Here is a 19,578-nt window from a genome sequence, read left to right on the forward strand (position 1 = left end):
ACTATGCTGCTCCGTGAACGGAAGTAAGAGTGAAAACAAGGGCCGTATTGCCGTCAGAAGCCGGGCTCTCCGCCCGGATGCTGCCGCCGTGCCTTTCAATGATGTGTTTGCAGATGGCAAGGCCAAGGCCGGTGCTGGCCTGTCCCCTGTGCCGCTCGACCTGATAGAAGCGCTCAAATATGCGCTCGAGGTCCTGCTTGGGGATGCCCGGGCCGTCGTCGGTTACGCGAAAGACGACGCTGTCGCCGACCTGCCGCGCGCTCACGCGGATGCTGCCGCCCTCTGGCGCGTATCGGCCCGCGTTTTCCAGCAGATTGCGAAAAATCTGGGTCAGATGTGGCGGACTGGCCATGACACGGCAGTCAGCCGGGATCTGTGACTCCACCTTGCAGCGCCTGCGCTCCAGCACTTCACGGCACATGCCCGTGGCCTGCGCCAGAGCATCGCGGGGGTCCACCGGGCCAAGCTCAAGGCTGCCGCTCTTGCCTTCAAGGCGCGCCAGGGTGAGCAGGTCTTCCACCATGCGTGAAAGGTAGGCCCCGTGCTTGAGAATGATCTCGCCAAAGCGGCGGCATTCAGGCGGGCCGTCCAGACTGACGAGGGTTTCGGCATAACCCTGTATGGCCGTAAGGGGCGTGCGCAATTCGTGCGACACGTTGGCCACGAAGTCCCTGCGTACCCTCTCGAGCCGCATGAGCTCCGTTATGTCGTGAAACACGGCCACAGCGCCCAACTGCCCGCCCTTTTCCGTGTCGGCGGATGTGGGCAGCGAAATGCAGACCGACATGACCTGACCTGAAGGCAGCTCAAGATGCAGATAGCGCTGCATGCGGCCGCTTTCTGCGGCGAGTCCTTCATTGCTGCCGTCCTCGCCGTCCTCGCCAGCCTCGCCATCCTCAAAGCCTTCAAGGTCTGGCGCGACCGGATATTCATCGCCTCTCTGGGCACCATCTGTCTGGGCACCATCTGTCTGGGCATCGGCTGTCTGGGCCTTGGCTGCGTCACTACCTGCCGCGCCCTGGCCCGCAGGCCTTTCGCCCGCCACAAGTTTCGGCACAAGTTCCGGGTAGTCCTGCGCCACGGAGGCGGCAAGGGCCAGCGCCCGCTGGCGCGCATGGTTACGGGCTTCCGCCTCTGCCATGAGGTCGTCAACAGCATTTTGCAAAGGCGGCGATGGGATGACTTCAACCACCTGAGCGCCCAGAGCCGACGCGGCATCGGGAAATTCCCTGGCCAGCGCCCTGTTGCAGCGGCGGATGCGCCCGCGCGGGCCAAGCACAAGCACCCCGTCGCTCATGGTATCGAGGATGCTTTCAAGCTGGGCTGTCTGTTCGGCCGCCGCACGGATGTGCTCCTCGATATTTTCGGCCATGCGGTTCACGGCGTCTGCCAGAGGCGCGAACTCGCGCCCTGGAATGCGGCGCAGGCGACGCTGAAAGTTGCCCAGCGATATGGCCTCCACCACAGACACCATCTGGCTTAACGAGCGCCGCAACGCTCCGGACAGCAGCCCGGCCAGCACCAGTGAAAGCGCCACGGTAATAAGGCCAATGCGCGTGAAGACGGCAAGCTGGCTGTCTATAATCTGCCTGAGGCTGACCAGCGGCACGGAAACGCGCAAAATGTCGCCGTTTTGCAGGGCCACTGCCGCATAGGCCAGATCAGTGCCCAGGGTGCCGCTGGGCCGGATGGTAAAGCCCGGCTTTCCGGCCATGGCCTCGCGTACTTCGGGCCTGTCGGCATGATTGTCCAGACGGGTGACGGGCTGCGCTCCGGGGGCAGTATCGCCCAGCACGCTGCCCTTGCTGTTCAGCAGAGACAGGCGCTCTTCAGGCATATCAAGAATGGCCGCCAGTTGAGGAAGCCCGGATGTATGGTCGCCAAGCCTGTCCAGTATGGCCCCGGCCAGCACTGTTTCACGCACAAGACGTTCACGCGCGGAATCAAGCTGGGCCTTTTCAAACCAGGCCTTGCCGTAGAACACGGCCACAGCTATGGAAACCAGGGCCACGGCCAGCATGCCGTAAAAAATTCGGGTTCTGAATGAAAACATAGTTCCCTGCCAATGCGGCCTTGCCGCCAGCTTTGCTATGGGCCCCACGGGCGCAGCCCGCGCGGGCCTTTCTACTCCTTGATTCTGTAGCCGACGCCGCGTACCGTTTCCAGCATGGCGGCCGCGCCGCCGAGCTTGGCGCGCAAACGCCGCACATGGGTATCCACGGTGCGGGCATACCCTTCAAAAGAATAGCCCCACACCTTGTTCAACAGCTGCTCGCGCGTGCGCACTGCTCCCGCATGGCGGAGCAGGTCTTCAAGCAGACGAAACTCCGTGGCGGTGAGCGGCATTTCTTCGCCCTGCACCTCGGCCGTATGGGCTTCGGGCCGCAGGCGAATGCCGTGACGTTCGAGCACAGGGCTTTCACTGCTGCGCGTCCCGCGCCGCAATACCGCCCGAATGCGCAGCATGAGTTCACGCACGCTGAAGGGCTTGACCACGTAGTCGTCCGCCCCAAGGCTCAATCCCACGACCCTGTCCATTTCTTCGCCCCTGGCTGTCAGCATGAGAACCGGAATATTGGCGGTTTCTGACTGCGCACCCAGACGGCGGCAGACCTCAAATCCGTCAAAACCCGGCAGCATGACGTCCAGCAGCATCAGGTCGGGCATATGTTGCCGGGCCAGCTTGAGACCTTCATTACCGTCGGCTGCCTCCAGCACGCTGAAGCCTTCACGCTCAAGATTGAAACGTAAAAGTTCACGGATGTCGGCTTCATCTTCAACTATCAGTATTTGTTGACTCATAGTTCACACCTCTCTGACGCAGCCAGAGTACACCGCCTCATTGCGCCATTGTGATGGTGGATTTGTTACAATTGCGTGACGACCTGTAAAACTTAAAAAACCATGCCCCACGCGGGTTTGAAAAGCAATTGCGGGCTTCACGCAGTCTTCGTGGTTCTGTCATCATTCTGTAACAGAACAAGGCCAGAAAAGAGTCGCGGCGGGCGAAAACCGCCAATGTAGACCAATGTCACAAAGTATCAACAACAGGAGAAGACCCATGTCTTTCGACTTCAAGTCCCGCATGACCCGTTCCAGCGGCAAACTGCTTGCCGCCGCCCTTACCGTCCTTTGCCTGGGCGCTCCGGCCATGGCCGCCCAGCAGGTCGTCATCAACGGCTCCACCACGGTGTTGCCCGTGGTGCAGAAAGCCGGTGAAGCGTTCATGGCTTCCCACCCCGGCACGGAACTCAGCATTTCCGGCGGCGGTTCCGGCAACGGCATCAAGGCCCTGCTCGAAAAGCAGTGCGACATTGCCATGAGCTCGCGCGACATCAAGGATAAGGAAGTGGAAGCCGCCGCCAAAAACGGCGTGACCCCCCTGCGCACGCCCATCGCCATTGACGCCATCGTGCCTGTGGTCAACCCCGCCAACAAGGTGGCCGCGCTCACCGTTGAACAGCTGCGCGACATTTTCGCTGGCAAGATCACCAACTGGAAGGACCTTGGCGGCGAAGACGCCCAGATCGTGGCCGTCTCGCGCGACACCTCTTCCGGCACTTTCGAGTCCTGGGAAGAACTGGTCATGAACAAGGAGCGCGTCAGCCCCAAGGCCCTCATGCAGGCTTCCAACGGCGCTGTGGTGCAGACCGTGTCCAAGAACAAGAACTCCATTGGCTACGTGGGCCTCGGCTATGTGGACAAGTCCACCAAGCCCCTCAAGGTGAACAACGTGAACGCCAATGCTGAAACCGCCGTTTCCAAGCAGTGGCCCATTGCACGCGAACTTTACATCTTCACCAACGGCGCTCCCAAGGGCGTGGTGAAAGAATTTGTGGACTACCTCCTTGCCCCAGACAAGGGCCAGAAGGACGTGCGTGAAGTGGGCTACGTGCCCCTGAGCAAGTAAGACCACTTCTGCGAAATGGTTGCCTGGCGGTGCAATGACTCCGCCTTGCAACCATTTCGGGTGGTGACAAAGTTTTCCGGATTGACGAGAACTCCCGGATTGACGAGAACTCCCGGATGAACGGGAACTCCCGGATGGCTAAGGGCGCAATATGCCCTGCAAACAATTCCCGCATGGTGCGGGGTGGGCGGAACCACATTCCCCCTTGCCCGGCATATGCGCCACAAGTGCCAAAGACGCGGCTAGCGCGTCAGGAGAACGGCCCATGCGCTCCAGAGATCTGAAGGAAAAGCTGGTTCACTATATTCTCACCGGCATGGCGGCCAGCTCCCTGCTGGCCCTGGCCGGCATTGTCATATTTCTGTTTATGGAAGGCCTGCCGCTCTTTGCGCACTACTCGCCCATTGATTTTCTTTTTGGCAATCTGTGGTATCCCACAGAGGAGCCAGGGCTTTTCGGCATCTTTCCCCTGCTGGTGGCCTCACTGGCGGTGACGTTTTTTTCCTCGCTGCTGGCAGTGCCCCTTGGGGTACTTACGGCAGTATACCTGACGGAAATCGCCCATCCGGGCGTTCGCCGCATCATCAAGCCCTTTGTGGAACTTCTGGCCGCGCTGCCCTCGGTAGTGCTGGGCTTTCTGGGCATGGTGGTGCTGGCCCCCTTCTTACAGGACTATCTGAACGCGGCCACGGGCCTTAACCTTTTGAACGCCTCCCTGGTGCTGGCCTTCATGAGCGTGCCCACCATCTGTTCCGTATCCGAGGACGCCCTGTACAGCGTGCCGCGCGATCTGCGCGAAGCGTCGCTGGCGCTGGGCGCTACCCGCTGGCAGACCACGGTTCGGGTAGTCATACCCGCCGCGCTCTCCGGCATTGGCACTGCCGTCATGCTGGGCATGTCGCGGGCCATCGGCGAAACAATGGTGGTTCTTATGGTGGCTGGCGGCGCGGCCATCATCCCCACATCCCTGCTGGACCCGGTGCGGCCCATGCCCGCGTCCATAGCCGCCGAAATGGCCGAGGCCCCCTTCAGAGGCGAGCATTATCACGCGCTCTTTGCCATAGGCATTGTGCTCTTTCTGCTGACCCTGGCCTTCAATATGTTCGCCGGGCATATTGCCGAAAAACATCGTCAGGCCGGATCCTCCAGCTTATAGAGCAATTTCACTAGCGATGCTGTCGCCATCCGTAAGGCTTCTTCGTCGCCTAACGGCTGCCGCTTGAAATTGCTCCGGCGACTGCGTGAGCAGACGCCCGCCGCTGAGGCGCAAGCGCAGCTTCAGCGTTGCCCGCAGGGCTTACGGATGAAGACAGCCCCGCTATTTATTTGCGCTGTGACGCGCCGAAACGGGCGTCTTGGAAGCATCGAGAATGGATATTCTCAATGCGAAAATGCTATAAGGAACAGAACGGAGAAAACATGTCACAGGCATCATCTACACAGCACGATTCGCAGCCCGGCGCATCCACCCGCGTGATGCTGCCCTCCAGCGGCAGAGCCAGGGGCCGCGCACAGAACGTCATGTTCTTCTTTCTGCGCGGCGTGGCCGCCTGCAACGTTTTGGCCCTGATGGGCGTATGCGGCTTTTTGTTCTACAACGGCCTGCCCGCGCTGAACTGGGAGTTCATCAGCCAGTCCCCCCGCAACATGATGACAGAGGGCGGCATACTGCCCTGCATCATAGGCACGGCCATTCTTTCGCTGGGTTCGCTGCTGCTGGCCTTTCCCCTGGGTGTGGCCTCGGCTATCTACCTGCACGAATACGCCAAACGCAACGCCTTTGCCCGCTACGTGCGCCTTGGGGTCAACAACCTTGCCGGCGTGCCTTCCGTGGTCTTCGGCCTTTTTGGCCTGTCCTTTTTTGTGACCTTTTGCGGCTTCGGGGTCAGCATACTCTCGGGCATACTGACGCTTGCCGTGCTGACACTGCCCGTCATCATCGGCACCGCTGAAGAAGCCCTGCGCAACGTGCCGGACACCTACCGCGAGGCCTCCCTGGCCCTTGGCGCAACCAAGTGGCAGACCATCAGCCGCGTGGTGCTGCCCTGCGCCCTGCCCGGCATGCTCACGGGAGCCATTTTGGGCGTGGCCCGCGCGGCGGGTGAAACCGCGGCCATCATGTTCACGGCAGCGGTTTTTTATACGCCCAAAAGCCCGGATTCCATTTTCAGCTCCGTCATGGCCCTGCCCTACCACATGTACGTGCTGGCCACAGCCGGAACTGAAATTGCCAAAACCCGGCCCCTGCAATACGGAACCGGCCTTGTGCTCCTGCTGCTGGTTTTGAGCATGAATCTGCTGGCCATCCTTTTGCGCGACCATCTGCAACGCAAACGCTAACCCGCCTGAAGCCTTTCTTTCACTTCGCCCCTTTCACGATCCCTTCACGCCTTTTTCACAATAATCCGCCCGTCACCATTGATGACGGGCGGATGTTCTTTTGTGGAAATGAAGTCAAAAAGTATGAAAACCATCATCATATTTCCATATGCACCGTTTAGAGAAAGTTCAGAGATATATTTTAGCACAGCATACAAGTGAAATGGCTTAACTGCTCAGCAAGGATTATCCGGGAATCCTTGCCGTGAAATGCGAACAGGCAGGCTTTACCTGCCGCACGGAGCGTTTCACGCGTTCAATGCTTGAGCAGCACCGCAGGCAAACATACCCACAAGGGAGTATCAGATGCCACAGACGCCCCAATTTGATGTTTTGCAGCACAAGGTAACACAACCTTCATTCAATGTGGACCTGCATGTTCACTCGCGGCACTCCACAAATCCGTCACAATGGGCGTTACAGAAAATCGGCTGCAGCGAAAGCTATACACATCCCTCAAAAATATATGATATCGCCAGGTCCAGAGGGATGGATTATGTGACGATTACTGACCATGATACCATTGCGGGGGCGTTGGAAATAGCTCATTTGCCGCAGGTATTCATCAGCGAAGAAATTTCCGCATTTTTTCCTGATGACCGCTGCGAAATCCATGTACTTGCCTGGAATATCACTGAAAAACAGCACGAAGACATACAGCGCCTCAGAAGCAATATCTATGACCTCGTCCCTTACCTCATCCAGCAGAATATTCCACATGCCTGCGCCCATCCCTTGTGCCCTGCCAACGACAAACTGACCATACCGCACGTTGAAAAACTGATTCTGCTGTTTTCCGTATTCGAACTGAACGGGGCGCGCAATGATGTGCAGAATGAGGTTTTGCGCTCTATCGTGGCCGGGCTTACCCCGGAAATGACCACACGGTTTGAAGAAAAATACAATCGTGCATCTCTGGTCGCGCAGCCCTGGAACAAGCATTTCATGGCCGGGTCGGACGATCATTCCTCCTGCAACATAGCCAGAAGTTTTACACGCATTACCCCCGTGTGCGACAGCGGCAAGGGCAACACGCTTCCCGCTGCCGCACAGCTTTTGCAGGCCGTGATGCAGGGCAATACCACTGTGAATACGGTTCCGGCCACGCCGCTCTGCTTTGCCCACAATCTGTACGCCATCGGCTACCAGTTTTATAAAAACTCCACTGATCTGGCTCAGGACATGCACTACAGCAGCGCACTCCGATTTGCGGAAAACATGCTGACAGGCGCGCCGGAACTCAAGCCCATGTCTGTCAAAACGCGCATGCTGACCCTGGCCGGATTTCTGCTCCGCTTTGGACGGGGAAGGCGGACTACTGAAAAAAGTATGCAGGCAAATCTGCTTGAAGCGGCGGAGCAGGTGATTGCGCAGTCTCCGCAATTACAGCATGCCGCCAGTGAGACCAATACAATCCAGGCGCTCAAGGATTTGCCCCAGCGAGAAGAAATGCTGACCCATTTCATCTCGGAAGTAACAGAAAAGGTACAGCACATTTGTGTGGATGCGGTGCTTGAGGATATACTTAAAGGTAATTTTTTTAATGTGTTCAAACTGATCGGTTCCATAGGATCACTCTATGCCCTGCTTGCTCCCTACGGCATTGGCTACAGCCTGTTTTCCAAAGACAGAAAATTCGCTGAAAACTGCTTGCAGCACTACGGGATCCACAACCGCATGCGGCCCCAGATGGCTGAAGAAACAGCCATTGCCTATTTTACCGACACCTACTGCGAGGTGAACGGGGTCGCAAAATCCTTGCAGATAACACTTTCCCTTGCCGCAGCACACGGCAAAAAACTGGACATGCTCACGTGCATGCCCAAGGTCGCCAATGCATTTCTGAACGATCCCAAACTTGCCCCCATAAATTTCACGCCGACAGGCAGTTTTTCCATGCCCGAGTATCCGGAACTCTCACTGCACCACCCGCCAGCCTTAAAAATCATCCAACACTGCTTTGACCGTGGCTACACGCTTCTACACTCCGTAACGCCCGGCCCCATGGGCCTTATCGCCCTGCTGGCGGCCAAGATGCTGAACCTGCCCATCCACGCAACCTACCACACGTCCTTTCCGCAATACGTATACAGGCTGACGGATGACCCCTCGCTGGAGGAAACGACATGGCGCTACATATTCTGGTACTATAACCAGATGGATGCCGTATTTGCTCCTTCAGAGGCAACCCGGCAGGATCTCATAGCACGCGGGCTGCAGCCGCAAAAAATCCACGTCTACCCGCGGGGCATTGATGCCTCAGTTTATTCCCCTGCGTGGCAAAGGGATGATTTTTCCAAAGAACAGCAGATCAGATTTCTTTATGTCGGCAGATTGTCCAAAGAAAAAAGCCTCCATCTGCTGATGGAGGCCTTCCGGCGAGTTTATCCGCAAGTGCCCAATGCTGTGCTGACTCTGGTTGGTGATGGGCCACAGTTTGCGGAATTGCAAAAAATGGCCAGGGATCTGCCTGTGGTATTTACAGGCTACCTTGAAGGGAAAGCGCTTATTCAGGCATATGAAAATGCGGATATTTTTGTTTTTCCTTCTGCCACAGACACATACAGCAGGGTTGTGCTGGAAGCGCAGGCCGCCGGGCTTGCCACCATCGTGAGCGGGGTCGGCGGCCCCAAGGAAAATATCATTCCCGGCAAGAGCGGACTTGTGGTCGAGCACGAAAATGCAGAGGCCTATGCCCAGGCAATGCTCTCGCTGGCCTGCTCCCCGGAACGCATGCAGGCCATGAAGCGCGCTGCCCGTGCCTGGGCAGAGTCTCGCCCCCTGCGAAGCGCCTTCATGGCTCAATGGCAGCTCTTTGAAAAATTGAAATCACAGTCGCAGGTGGCATAGGTATTGTGAACTGCGGCCCCAGGAGCGCTGCCCCTGAAAGGCAACGCCGCGCAAAAAAATTCTCAATACAACACACGAAAAAAGGGGAGGCCGAAGCCTCCCCTTGAAGTCGTAATCCTTGCCTTTCGGCTGAGCCGCGTAGCTTAGAAGCTGTACGCGAAGACCACCTGGGCCTTCCACATATCCTGCTTGCTGAAGCTGCCGGCGTTGCCGTCGTTGGCCTTCTTCCAGGTGCTGTTATCCATGCAGTTGATAACGTAGTCCAGTTCAAGATTCATTTCGAGGTTTTCGTAAATCTTGTAGCTGTTCACCAGGTTGAATTCCACCATACCATCGTTGGTGGTCAGGTAAGGACCGGTGTTGTTGCCCCAGCCATCGGCCCAGGCGTGAGCATTGTTCATGTACTTGACCATACCGGTGCTGTTGGTGCCGCCCCAGTAAGCCACGCGGAGGGTGTGCTTCAGGTCTTCAACGAAGCTGATGTCACGAACCTGGGCGCCAATGCCCCAGGTGCCGTCATAGGTCAGGGAGTAGTCCTGACGGATCCAGCCCATGTTGCCGTCACCGATGAAGGAGGTGAAGTTGCCGGAAGCAGCAATGGAAGGCATGCGCTGCGAACCGTTCTTCGGGTTGCCGTCGTCGCCGGAAGCATACCAGCCGAAGATGCCGGGTACGCCCCAGTCAAGCTTGTATTCCACCAGGGCCTTGGCAAGCCAGCCCTGACGCTCGGTGCTGGAACGCTTCGTGGTGCCGTCGCTCTTGAGTGCATCAAAGCGGCCCATGCCCTGCATGTAACCGTAGTTGATGTCCAGTTCGATGTTCAGCGGATCCCACAGGGTGATGGCAACAGGCAGGCCAGCCCAGAAAGCGGTGCCGTAGTCGTTGCCGGTCTTGCCGATCTTGAAGTTGGTCGCACCAATGCCGGGGTAAGGACGCAGGGAGTAAGGCAGGTTACCATCGCTGGTGCCCACGCTGTCATACGCGCTGCTCTTGGTGTCCCACTGGCGATTCAGGGCATTTTTGCCCACCATGCCGTACATGGCCCAGGGGGTCACTTTCACGCCGTCAAAGGTCAGGGGCACCATCAGGCTGAACAGATCCATGTTGTCCAGATAGTTATTCTGCGTGGTCTTGTTGTTGTCAACATAGTTGTCGTTCAGCGGACGGGCCCACAGAGCGGTCAGGCCGACGTTGTCGTTGAACTTGTAGTTGACGGTGATGCCAGCCACGTCGGTATCCATGATGGCGGAGCCGCCGGCCACGTTGGGCAGGGCCACGCCCTGGATGCCCATGCGCACCTTGGCGTCACTCTGCGGCACGGCCCAGTCAATGTAGGCGCGCTTCAGCTTGATGGCGTTGTTGGCGTCAGCGCCAAGAGCGCCACCGGAAGAGCTTTTGCCCCACTGGGTGGTACCGATTTCGAAGTATACAGTGCCGGACAGGGATTCGGAAGCCACGGCATCCAACTGCAGACGAAGGCGCTGAGCGGCCTGGAAGTCGTCTTCAGTGTTGCCCTTGGTCTTCACTCCGTTTGCACGATACGTGTCCATGGGGCTCGCGTTGCCTACGCCGAAGCCCATGAGCCACTGGCCCTTAGCATTAAAATCAATGGCGCTGGCGCCAGTGGCCGCGCCAAACAGCAGGCCGGCAGCCAAAAGAAGTGTACAGATGCGTTTCATAGCCCTTCCTCTCGTTTAAATCATCCCACAGGTAACACTAAGCAACCTGCATTCAGGTTGAAACCTTTCTTACACGGGTTTATGTATAGACGCAAGACTTTTCGTAAAAAAATTTTAACCAAAATTGCCATACCGTGTCGGCGTTTTGTCATGAGGATGACACACACGCAAAAACCCAGCCGCCACGTAGGTGGCAGCCGGGTTTTCAAAATGGTTTTCATCACGAAAACCGCCTGCGCGAAATTCAGGCAGGACAGTTTCTTGTACTACAAAAAATCCGGATCAGCGGCCGCCTTGCCCTCGGCCAGCATGATGCGCACATAGTGCAGGCTGTGCTCATCCACCGGAATGATGGGAAAACCCTGCCCGCAGCCCGGGCAGCGCACCATGCGCGGTTCGGTGGGGCTGGCCTGCGGCACGTGTTTACCGCAGCCAGGGCACTGGTAGAAAAAGAGAATTTCCATGCCGTCAGGGGCCACGGGCTCAATGGGCTTTTTGCGCTCAGCCACGGGCGGCCTCCTTTTGTGCCATATCCGCATCAGCGCCGTTCAGGGCCAGATTACGCCCGGTCATGGGCAATGAGGGTTCGATTCCCCACAGGGCCAGAAGCGTGGGGGCAACGTCGCACAGCCTGCCGTCGGCCAGCGCTTTTACCGCGCCGTCAGGCTCCAGCAGGATGCAGGGCACGGGGTTGGTGGTATGGGCCGTCTGCGGATGGCCTTCGGGCGTGAGCATGACTTCGCAGTTGCCGTGGTCGGCAATGATGAGCATGCGGCCCTTGCGGGCTTCCACGGCTTCCACCATGCGGCCCACGCACTGGTCCACCACTTCGCAGGCCGCAACAGCGGCTTCAACCACGCCGGTATGCCCCACCATATCGCCATTGGCGAGGTTGCAGACCACAAGATCATACTGCCCGGAGTTCCAGGCCTTGACGAATTCATCCGTCACCAGAGGCGCGCTCATGGCTGGCTTCTGGTCATAGGTCGTCACATCGCGCGGCGACGGTACAAGAACGCGATCTTCGCCCGTAAACGGCTCTTCAACGCCGCCATTGAAAAAATAGGTCACATGGGCGTACTTTTCCGTTTCCGCCAGGCGCAGCTGACGCATGCCCCGCTCGGACACGACCTGACCAAGGCCATGGCTCACCGCCTCCTTGGGAAAGGCCACCGGCAGGGTAAAGCTGGCCTCATAGCTCGTCATGGACGCCAGGGCCGACAGCTCGGGCATCTTGCCCCTGTCAAAGCCTTCAAAACCGGGCGTAATGAAGGCCGCTGTCAGTTCGCGCATGCGGTCGGCCCGGAAGTTGAAAAAAAATACCGCGTCGCCGTCGGCCATGCCGGGGGCGGCGTCACCCGTGTCAAAGCGCACGGGCTTCATGAATTCGTCGGTAACACCCGCATCGTAGGAAGCCTGCACCGCTGCTTCGGGATTGGCCGCCGTGGGCGCCTGACCGTGTACTATCACGTCCCATGCCTGGCTGACCCGCTCCCAGTGCTTGTCGCGGTCCATGGCGTAAAAGCGGCCCACAAGGCTGGATATGCGCGTCTGGGGCTGATCCTTGATGCTGGCTTCAAGCTCGCGGATAAAGTCCATGCCGCTGTGCGGTTCGCAGTCGCGGCCGTCCATGAGGGCATGCACGCGCACGGGGATGCCCTGCCCGGCAGCCATGCCGCACAAGGCCTCCAGATGACGGATATGACTGTGAACGCCGCCGCCGGAAAGCAGACCCACAAGGTGCAGCTTGCCGCCGCCGCGTCTGGCCGCTGCCAGCACGTCATTGATGACAGGGTTGGCCGCGAAGGAGCCGTCCTCCACAGCCACGTCGATGCGCGTCATGTCCTGATAGACCACGCGCCCCGCCCCGATGTTCAGGTGCCCGACTTCCGAATTGCCCATATACCCTTTGGGCAGACCCACATCACGGCCTGAGGCGATGAGCTGCCCGTGCGGGCAGCGGGCCGTCAGGGCGTCCAGATTGGGGGTTTTCGCCAGGTACGGGGCATTGCCGGGCCCTGGCGGGGCAATGCCCCAGCCATCCAGTATCAGCAACAGCGTCGGCGTCATATATTATTCTCCGCGGTCTTCGCGCCCAGCGGTTTTGGCCGCAGCAGAGCCGTGCCCCCACAGGGCTTCAAGGGCGTAAAGCTCGCGCACGGGTTCCTGAAAGATATTGACGATAACATCGTTCATATCCACCAGGATCCACTGTCCGGCGGCGTACCCTTCTGTGCGCAGAAATTCGTAGTTTTTCTCACGGCACATCAGGCTTACGCCGTCAGCAAGACTCTGGGCGTGACGCACCGAACCGGCGCTGGCAATGATCAGGGCATCGGCAAAACCGCCCTGCCCTTCAAAATCAATGCTGACCACACGCAAGGCCTTGTGCTCTTCAAGCCATTGAACCAGATCCGCCGCCTTGCGGCTTGCGGGGACGTCTGAAAACTGTTTGGGGGCGCGGCCCCCGGAGGGAGTATTGAGATGATTATTTTCCATAGCAAGCACATATCGTAAAGCCGGGTCAAGGGCAATGGTTTGCCGCAGTTGCCGCCCCCGACGCCCGCCATGCCGGGCGTCAACCGCCAGCGCGGCATACGCTGCCTGGGGCCCGGCAGCAGCCCGTGCTGCGCGCCTTTAGGGAAACGCGGATGTTTTCCGTTTGGCGGCGTTGCCTGACTAAAAAGCCACCTCGCCATGCCCCGTTTTTGTTGACCCGGTGCGGACATTGCGGCATACCCAAAGGGGTTTCCACGCTGCGAAACCGTTTTTCCTTTTCCTGATGGCTCAAGCCGTCAAATGCCAGCTATCTCTTCTACAAGGAGTGGGTCGTGCTTTTCAATATCAAACAGGAAACCCTGCCCCGCGAAGAACTGGAAGCGTTGCAACTGCGCCGCCTGCGCGACTTGTGCGACCGCGTTTACGCCAACGTGCCCTTCTATCGCAAACGTTTTGACGAGGCGGGCGTCACCCCCGCCGACATCAAATCCCTGGCCGACCTGAAACTTCTGCCCTTTACCGAAAAGCAGGACCTGCGCAACTACTACCCCTTCGGCCTGTTTGCCGTGCCGCGCGACCATATCGTGCGGCTGCACGCCTCCAGCGGCACCACGGGCAAGGCCGTGGTTGTGGGCTATACGGCCCGCGACCTCGAAAACTGGGCCGAGCTTATGGCCCGCAGCATGTCCGCCGCAGGGGTCAACCGCTCCGACGTGGTGCATGTGGCCTATGGCTACGGCCTCTTCACGGGCGGGCTTGGGGCGCACTACGGCGCTGAACGCATCGGGGCCACGGTTGTTCCGGCTTCCGGCGGGGCCACGCGCCGCCAGGCGCACCTCATGCGCGATTTTGGCGCTACAGTCTTGTGCGCCACGCCTTCCTACTCCCTGCATTTGTGGGAAGCCGCGCAGGAAGCAGGCGTGGACTTTCGCGAACTTGCGCTGCGCATAGGCATCTTCGGAGCCGAACCCTGGTCCGAAGCCATGCGCCGTGACATCGAAGAAAAAATGCACATCGATGCCCTGAACATTTACGGCCTTTCTGAAATCATGGGGCCTGGCGTCGCCATGGAATGCGTGGAAGCCAAGTGCGGCATGCACCTTTGGGAAGATCACATCCTGCCGGAAATCATTGATCCCGTGACCGGCGAACAGCTTCCCCCCGGCCAGGTGGGCGAGCTTGTGCTGACGACCCTCACCAAGGAGGGCATCCCCATGCTGCGCTACCGCACCCGCGACCTCACCAGCCTGAACTACACGCCCTGCTGCTGCGGCCGCACCCACGTGCGCATCTCGCGCCTGCAGGGCCGCAGCGACGACATGCTCATCATACGCGGGGTCAACGTCTTTCCGCAGCAGATCGAAGGCCTGCTTATGGAAAGTGACGGCCTCACCCCCAACTACCAGATCATTGTGGGCTCGGTTAACAATCTGGACACCCTGGAAGTGCGCGTGGAAGTCAGCGACAGCCTGTTTGCCGACGAAATCCGCAAACTCCAGATGCTGGAAAACCGCCTGCAAAAGAACATCAAGGAATTCCTGGGCGTCACGGCCAAGGTGCGCCTGATGGAGCCGCGCTCCATCCAGCGCTCCGAGGGCAAGGCCCAGCGCATCGTGGACCAGCGCGGCAAGGACTAGTTGCGGCAAACGTTAGTTGCGGCAAGAATTAGTTCTGGGCTGCAACTGTGAATGCTTTGCGGGGGAGGGACCCTCCCTAGACCAGATCACCTTTGAAATGCTTCACATTTCAAAGGTGTCATTCTGCCAAAAATGCGATTTTCGGCAGAATCCACGCCACGTTGTGGCGTGCTGCACTCTCGTGCAGCTTAGAGCATTTAACTTTTTTCAAAGTTTAAATGCTCTAAAAAAGGGTCGCCTCCCCTACACCCCCACCCCCTAAAACTCTTGCCGCATTTACGCCTCGGAACAAATTTTCTGAGCTCGGCGGCAAATTTTCTGATCTAAAGCGGCGTCCCGAAGCGCAGCCTCCAGGCATCGCACATCAGTGATAATGGCCCTGGCACGGCCTGGCACGGCCGCCTGAAGCCAGAGGATGCCTGCCCGGCTGAACCGCTGGCAATAACGGTTCGCCCTTTCTTGCCATTGCGGCTTTTCATGCGGTTTATCAGCTCTTTTTCTACGGCAACAGCATGAAAAAAATAAAAGTTTTCTAAATTTGTGGAACAATGCTTGACACTCAGGGGCGATCCACGTAAAAGCATACCTCGCTGAGCGGGAGTAACTCAGTGGTAGAGTGCAACCTTGCCAAGGTTGAAGTCGCGGGTTCAAATCCCGTCTCCCGCTCCAAATTTTTTGCTGGCGGCATAGCCAAGTGGTAAGGCAGAGGTCTGCAAAACCTCCATCTCCAGTTCAAATCTGGATGCCGCCTCCAAAAAGTAATTTTCACGCTTCGCCGTTTGCAGACCATGCGGGAGTAACTCAGTGGTAGAGTGCAACCTTGCCAAGGTTGAAGTCGCGGGTTCAAATCCCGTCTCCCGCTCCACTTTTGCGGGAATAACTCAACGGTAGAGTGTCAGCTTCCCAAGCTGAAGGTTGCGGGTTCAAATCCCGTTTCCCGCTCCAGAGAAAAATCAAGCCCTTACTGCACGGCAGTGGGGGCTTTCTTTTTTGGGCACATATCATTGGGCACATATTCCAGCACTGGTAGAGCCTGCATCGCGGCCTTTTTTTGTTTGTTCATTATGTGCTGATAGTGCTTCCAAAGCAGGGACGGCGAACTGTGCCCCATAAGCTCCGCAACCGTTCCAACGTCAATATTTTCTGACAAAAGCTCTGTCGCGAATGCATACCGAAGATCGTATGGCCTGATGCGTCTGGTTATTCCAGAGCGGGCAAGTGTCAGCCTCCACGCCGTTTTTATGCTGGACACGGGCTTCCCCCTGTAATGCACAACGTATTTAACGCCTTTTGGAGAATCATCCCTTTTCCACTCTTCAAAAAAGTACAGGTTGTCTTCGCGGATCGGAACTTCACGCCACGGAACATCAAAATTTTTCATCGCGCCGTGAAGTGCCGGCCAAGTGCTGCAGCGATGAAGCCCCCGCCTTTGGATTCAAAGATTCTGCACGTTGGCTCACGCCCTGCAAGTCTGCCCAAGCATCAGTATCAAGATTGCCCGCAACCGTGCCCAGAAAAGCCACATCCTGCCTCGCCGCAGCCAGAAGCGCCGCATCCCCTACCCCCGCCCCATTCCCCGTGATACCAGACTGCATTGCCATGCAATTCCACCGGACTGTCGCAACCGGGCCAAACCCGCAGCGCCGTAGTAACCAGGGGCCGAAACATTCCCCCATTGCTTGCCGCGTGGAAAGAACGCGCCCGGCGCGCCCGGCGAAAATTGTTGCATGCGTATTTTTTGTACAGAACCTGCCTGTTCCAGAAATAAATATCACTGATAAGCACTCAGTCCGATTTATTTGTATGCAGTGAAATATCCATTTCAGCAAAAAGATAATTTATCATTCTTTTTTATCAAATATCATTCACTGCATAAAATACTAATTGCATATTCAGGCAAACTGATTGTAGTGTGTTTATGATTCCGACACTGCAACACAAACTAAATATTTGCATTTTAAACTGCATAAACAATCAATGAAATATTTCACATTCAATAATTGCGCATACAAACAGCCGCTTTTACATCAAGAACAATACGCTCATTGGTTGAACAATTTTTACATACTGTAAACACAATGCGTACAACAGGTCAGAAACGTCAGCACAACATATAAGAATAAAAACTGAATCATATCACAGGGACGCCTTCGGGACAGAGTATGACGAACACCCGCTTTGACCTCACGCACCCACCTTTTGACCTGCTGACCATGGCGGAGGCATCTGCCCTTTCGGCCACTGCCGACGTGCTGTTTTTCAGCAACGATCAGGAGATTCTTGCCTCGGGGAGCGAAGTTGACGCCCTGTATCTGGTCATGAAGGGCCTTGTACGTGAAATGTCGGGCGAGGAAATTGTGGGCGCGTACCGCGAGCACGAGGCCTTTGACTGCCGGGCTTTGGCCACAGGCAGAACGCGCCACAGGTTTGTGGCGCACGAAGAAGTGCTGCTCTGCGTGTTTCCGGGGCGGGAGGTGCTGGCCCTGACGGAAAAAAACTCGCTCTTCGGCGCCTACTTTTTTGCAACAGTGTCCGACAAGCTGGGCCAGCTTGCCCAAAGCCGCGACCGCCGCGAGTGGCAGAGCCTTTTTGCGGTCAAGATCAGCGACGCTGGTTTTCGCCCGCCCATATTTGCCGAAGCGTCGGACACCATTGCCCATGCCGCGCAGCGCATGAAGGAAAGCCGGAGGCGATCCATCTTTGTGCGCGACGGTTCCAGCACGGGAATTTTCACCACGGGCGATTTTTGCGACATCGTGGCCAACGCGGTTTCCAACCAGACCCCGCTCAAGGCCTGCGCGCGGTTTTCCTTGTTGAGCTGCGAAAAGGACGACTACCTTTTCAACGCCCTGCTCCTCATGACCCGCCACAACATCCACCGCATTGTGGTTACGGACAAGGGGCGGCCCGTGGGCGTTCTGGCAATGATCGACCTGCTTTCCTATTTTTCCAACCATTCCCTGTCCATCGCGCGGCAGCTTGAGGCGGCCGTCACTCTGGCCGACCTGCACAGCGCCATGCGGGATATGGAAACCCTGGTAACAACCCTCGTTACCCAGGGCATAAAAACGCCGCAGCTCGCGCGCCTTGTGCAGGTGCTCAACGCGCAGCTCATGGCCCGCCTCTGGCAGCTGACGGCCACGCCCGCCGTATTTGCCGGAAGCGCCCTGCTGGCCCTTGGCTCCGAAGGGAGGGGCGAGCAGATACTGAAAACCGACCAGGACAACGCGCTGATTCTTGCGGAAGGCCTGGACGCAAAGGAGGTGGAACACTCTGCAAACAGCTTTACGGAACGCATGCTCAGCCTTGGCTACCCGCCCTGCCCAGGGGACATGATGGTGAACCAGCCCCTCTGGCGGCACACGGTGCGCGGATGGGAGCGCACGCTGCGCCAGTGGGCGGATGCCGCGCAGGGCGAAGGGCTCATGCGTCTGGCTATCTTTCTTGATGCGGAAACGGTCTCCGGCCCTGCCGCATGGCTTGCCGCCTGCAGGCAGGCCCTGCACTCAGCCCTGCGCGACGATGCGGCGTGGTTTGCGCGCATGGCCCTGCCCATCGAGCAGTTCCCGACCCGCACGGGCGAAAGCGGCTTTTGGCGGCAACTGCTGAACCGCGAAAAAAACGCCCTGCTCGACATCAAGAAGGCGGGAATCTTCCCCATTGTGCACGGAGCCCGCGTTCTCGCGCTGGAGGCGGGCATTGACGCCACCAACACCTTTGACCGACTGGAGGCCCTGACATCACGGAGTTTCATGGAAAAATCGCTGGCGGACGATCTGGCCGAATCCCTGGCATTTATGATGCGCCTGCGGCTGGACGCGGGGCTTGAAATGCTGCGCGGGGGCAGCCCCCTGAGCAACGAGATTGACACGGCCACCCTGTCCACCCTGGACAAAGACCTGTTGCAGGACGCCCTGCAGGTGGTCAAACGCTTCAAGCGCATGATCGGCCAGCGGTACGGGCTGGACAGGTTCTGAAATGCAAAAACCGTGGCTACAGTCCGTGGCGCGCCGCTGGCGCATGCGCGGGCTGCGGGAACCCTACCGTTCCCTGCTGGATCAGGACGACGGCCTGCTTGTGAGCATTGATTGCGAAACCACCTCGCTCAATGTGAAGGAAGCGGAGTTGTTGTCCCTTGCCGCCGTCTGCATAGACGGCCGGCGTCTTTGCACCAGAGACGCCTTTTACGCGCTGATAACGCCGCGGCATGCCCCTGATGGGCAGAATGTGCGCGTACACGGGCTGCGCCCGTGCGACTTCAGCACTGGCCTGCCGCTTCAGGATGTGTTGTCGGCTTTTCTTCAGTTTGTCAGAGGCAGAACACTGGTCGGGTATTATCTGCAATACGACCTTGCAGTGTTGAACAAAAACTTGAGGCCACTGATGGGGGCAGCATTGCCAAACAGTCGCATAGAGGTTTCAGGCCACTATTACGACTGGCGATTTGCGCAATATCCTGGCGCCTACATTGATCTGCGATGGGAAACGATGGTCAGAAACCTTCGCCTGCCCACGCTGCCAAGGCACGATGCCATGAACGACGCCATAACAGCCGCCATGATGTATCTGGCGCTGCAATCGCGCGGATACGGCGCACACAGGCTCCCATAACGTCCGATGTCTG

Annotated in this window: 14 protein-coding genes and 4 tRNA genes; 11 read left to right on the forward strand and 7 right to left on the reverse strand. The window is 58.0% G+C overall.

Annotated features, from left to right (window positions below; translation table 11 throughout):
* Position 1: 1 nt before the first annotated feature.
* Together RBR41_RS06840 and RBR41_RS06845 are read right to left on the reverse strand one after the other, a co-directional pair.
* A complete protein-coding gene (locus RBR41_RS06840) occupies positions 2-2,053 on the reverse strand; it encodes an ATP-binding protein (protein WP_320351837.1) in 2,052 nt (683 codons plus the stop codon).
* Between the two features lie 71 nt (positions 2,054-2,124).
* On the reverse strand, positions 2,125-2,802 hold the full coding sequence (locus tag RBR41_RS06845) for a response regulator (RefSeq protein WP_179980920.1): 678 nt from the start codon (positions 2,800-2,802) through the stop codon (positions 2,125-2,127).
* A gap of 259 nt (positions 2,803-3,061) precedes the next feature.
* Between RBR41_RS06845 and RBR41_RS06850 the strand changes: the two genes are divergently transcribed.
* The 4 genes from RBR41_RS06850 (at position 3,062) to RBR41_RS06865 (ending at position 9,139) form a co-directional block, all read left to right on the forward strand.
* On the forward strand, positions 3,062-3,910 hold the full coding sequence (locus RBR41_RS06850; RefSeq protein WP_320351838.1) for a PstS family phosphate ABC transporter substrate-binding protein: 849 nt from the start codon (positions 3,062-3,064) through the stop codon (positions 3,908-3,910).
* 265 nt (positions 3,911-4,175) lie between these two features.
* Positions 4,176-5,066, forward strand: coding sequence for a phosphate ABC transporter permease subunit PstC (pstC, locus tag RBR41_RS06855; RefSeq protein ID WP_320351839.1), 891 nt, complete (start codon positions 4,176-4,178; stop codon positions 5,064-5,066).
* A 365-nt stretch (positions 5,067-5,431) separates the two neighbouring features.
* Entirely contained in the window at positions 5,432-6,250 is an 819-nt protein-coding gene (gene pstA, locus RBR41_RS06860; RefSeq protein WP_320351868.1) for a phosphate ABC transporter permease PstA, read from the forward strand.
* A 528-nt stretch (positions 6,251-6,778) separates the two neighbouring features.
* Positions 6,779-9,139 (forward strand): glycosyltransferase, encoded by a 2,361-nt coding sequence (locus tag RBR41_RS06865; protein WP_320351840.1) that lies wholly within the window; start codon positions 6,779-6,781, stop codon positions 9,137-9,139.
* A gap of 143 nt (positions 9,140-9,282) precedes the next feature.
* On the opposite strand, the gene RBR41_RS06870 is transcribed toward RBR41_RS06865, so the two are convergent.
* The 4 genes from RBR41_RS06870 to rsfS all read right to left on the reverse strand — a co-directional run bounded on the left by RBR41_RS06870 (position 9,283) and on the right by rsfS (position 13,317).
* The gene (locus RBR41_RS06870) at positions 9,283-10,818 is read right to left on the reverse strand and encodes an outer membrane homotrimeric porin (RefSeq protein WP_320351841.1); all 1,536 of its coding nucleotides are present in this window, start codon (positions 10,816-10,818) and stop codon (positions 9,283-9,285) included.
* Between the two features lie 266 nt (positions 10,819-11,084).
* Positions 11,085-11,327 carry a hypothetical protein gene (locus tag RBR41_RS06875; protein WP_320351842.1) on the reverse strand — a complete coding sequence of 81 codons (243 nt, stop codon included), beginning with the start codon at positions 11,325-11,327 and terminating at the stop codon, positions 11,085-11,087.
* Positions 11,320-12,888 carry a 2,3-bisphosphoglycerate-independent phosphoglycerate mutase gene (gene gpmI, locus RBR41_RS06880; protein WP_320351843.1) on the reverse strand — a complete coding sequence of 523 codons (1,569 nt, stop codon included), beginning with the start codon at positions 12,886-12,888 and terminating at the stop codon, positions 11,320-11,322. Before gpmI ends, RBR41_RS06875 begins: the two co-directional genes overlap by 8 nt.
* A gap of 3 nt (positions 12,889-12,891) precedes the next feature.
* Positions 12,892-13,317, reverse strand: coding sequence for a ribosome silencing factor (gene rsfS, locus RBR41_RS06885; protein ID WP_320351844.1), 426 nt, complete (start codon positions 13,315-13,317; stop codon positions 12,892-12,894).
* A 332-nt stretch (positions 13,318-13,649) separates the two neighbouring features.
* Here rsfS and RBR41_RS06890 point away from each other — a divergent pair, with 332 nt between their 5' ends.
* The 5 genes from RBR41_RS06890 to RBR41_RS06910 all read left to right on the forward strand — a co-directional run bounded on the left by RBR41_RS06890 (position 13,650) and on the right by RBR41_RS06910 (position 15,899).
* On the forward strand, positions 13,650-14,954 hold the full coding sequence (locus RBR41_RS06890; RefSeq protein WP_320351845.1) for a phenylacetate--CoA ligase: 1,305 nt from the start codon (positions 13,650-13,652) through the stop codon (positions 14,952-14,954).
* Positions 14,955-15,548: 594 nt separating this feature from the next.
* A tRNA-Gly gene (locus tag RBR41_RS06895) sits at positions 15,549-15,623 on the forward strand.
* An 11-nt stretch (positions 15,624-15,634) separates the two neighbouring features.
* Positions 15,635-15,708, forward strand: a tRNA-Cys gene (locus tag RBR41_RS06900).
* Positions 15,709-15,744: 36 nt separating this feature from the next.
* Positions 15,745-15,819: transfer RNA gene (locus RBR41_RS06905), tRNA-Gly, on the forward strand.
* Between the two features lie 5 nt (positions 15,820-15,824).
* Positions 15,825-15,899, forward strand: a tRNA-Gly gene (locus RBR41_RS06910).
* Between the two features lie 16 nt (positions 15,900-15,915).
* Here RBR41_RS06910 and RBR41_RS06915 read toward each other — a convergent pair.
* Positions 15,916-16,335 (reverse strand): tyrosine-type recombinase/integrase, encoded by a 420-nt coding sequence (locus RBR41_RS06915; RefSeq protein WP_320351846.1) that lies wholly within the window; start codon positions 16,333-16,335, stop codon positions 15,916-15,918.
* A gap of 781 nt (positions 16,336-17,116) precedes the next feature.
* Here RBR41_RS06915 and RBR41_RS06920 point away from each other — a divergent pair.
* Entirely contained in the window at positions 17,117-18,931 is a 1,815-nt protein-coding gene (locus RBR41_RS06920) for a DUF294 nucleotidyltransferase-like domain-containing protein (protein ID WP_320351847.1), read from the forward strand.
* Between the two features lies 1 nt (position 18,932).
* Complete coding sequence (locus RBR41_RS06925; RefSeq protein WP_320351848.1) at positions 18,933-19,565, forward strand: 3'-5' exonuclease; 633 nt, start codon at positions 18,933-18,935, stop codon at positions 19,563-19,565.
* Positions 19,566-19,578 lie beyond the last annotated feature (13 nt).

This window comes from Desulfovibrio sp., from assembly GCF_034006445.1.
Lineage (GTDB): Bacteria > Desulfobacterota > Desulfovibrionia > Desulfovibrionales > Desulfovibrionaceae > Desulfovibrio.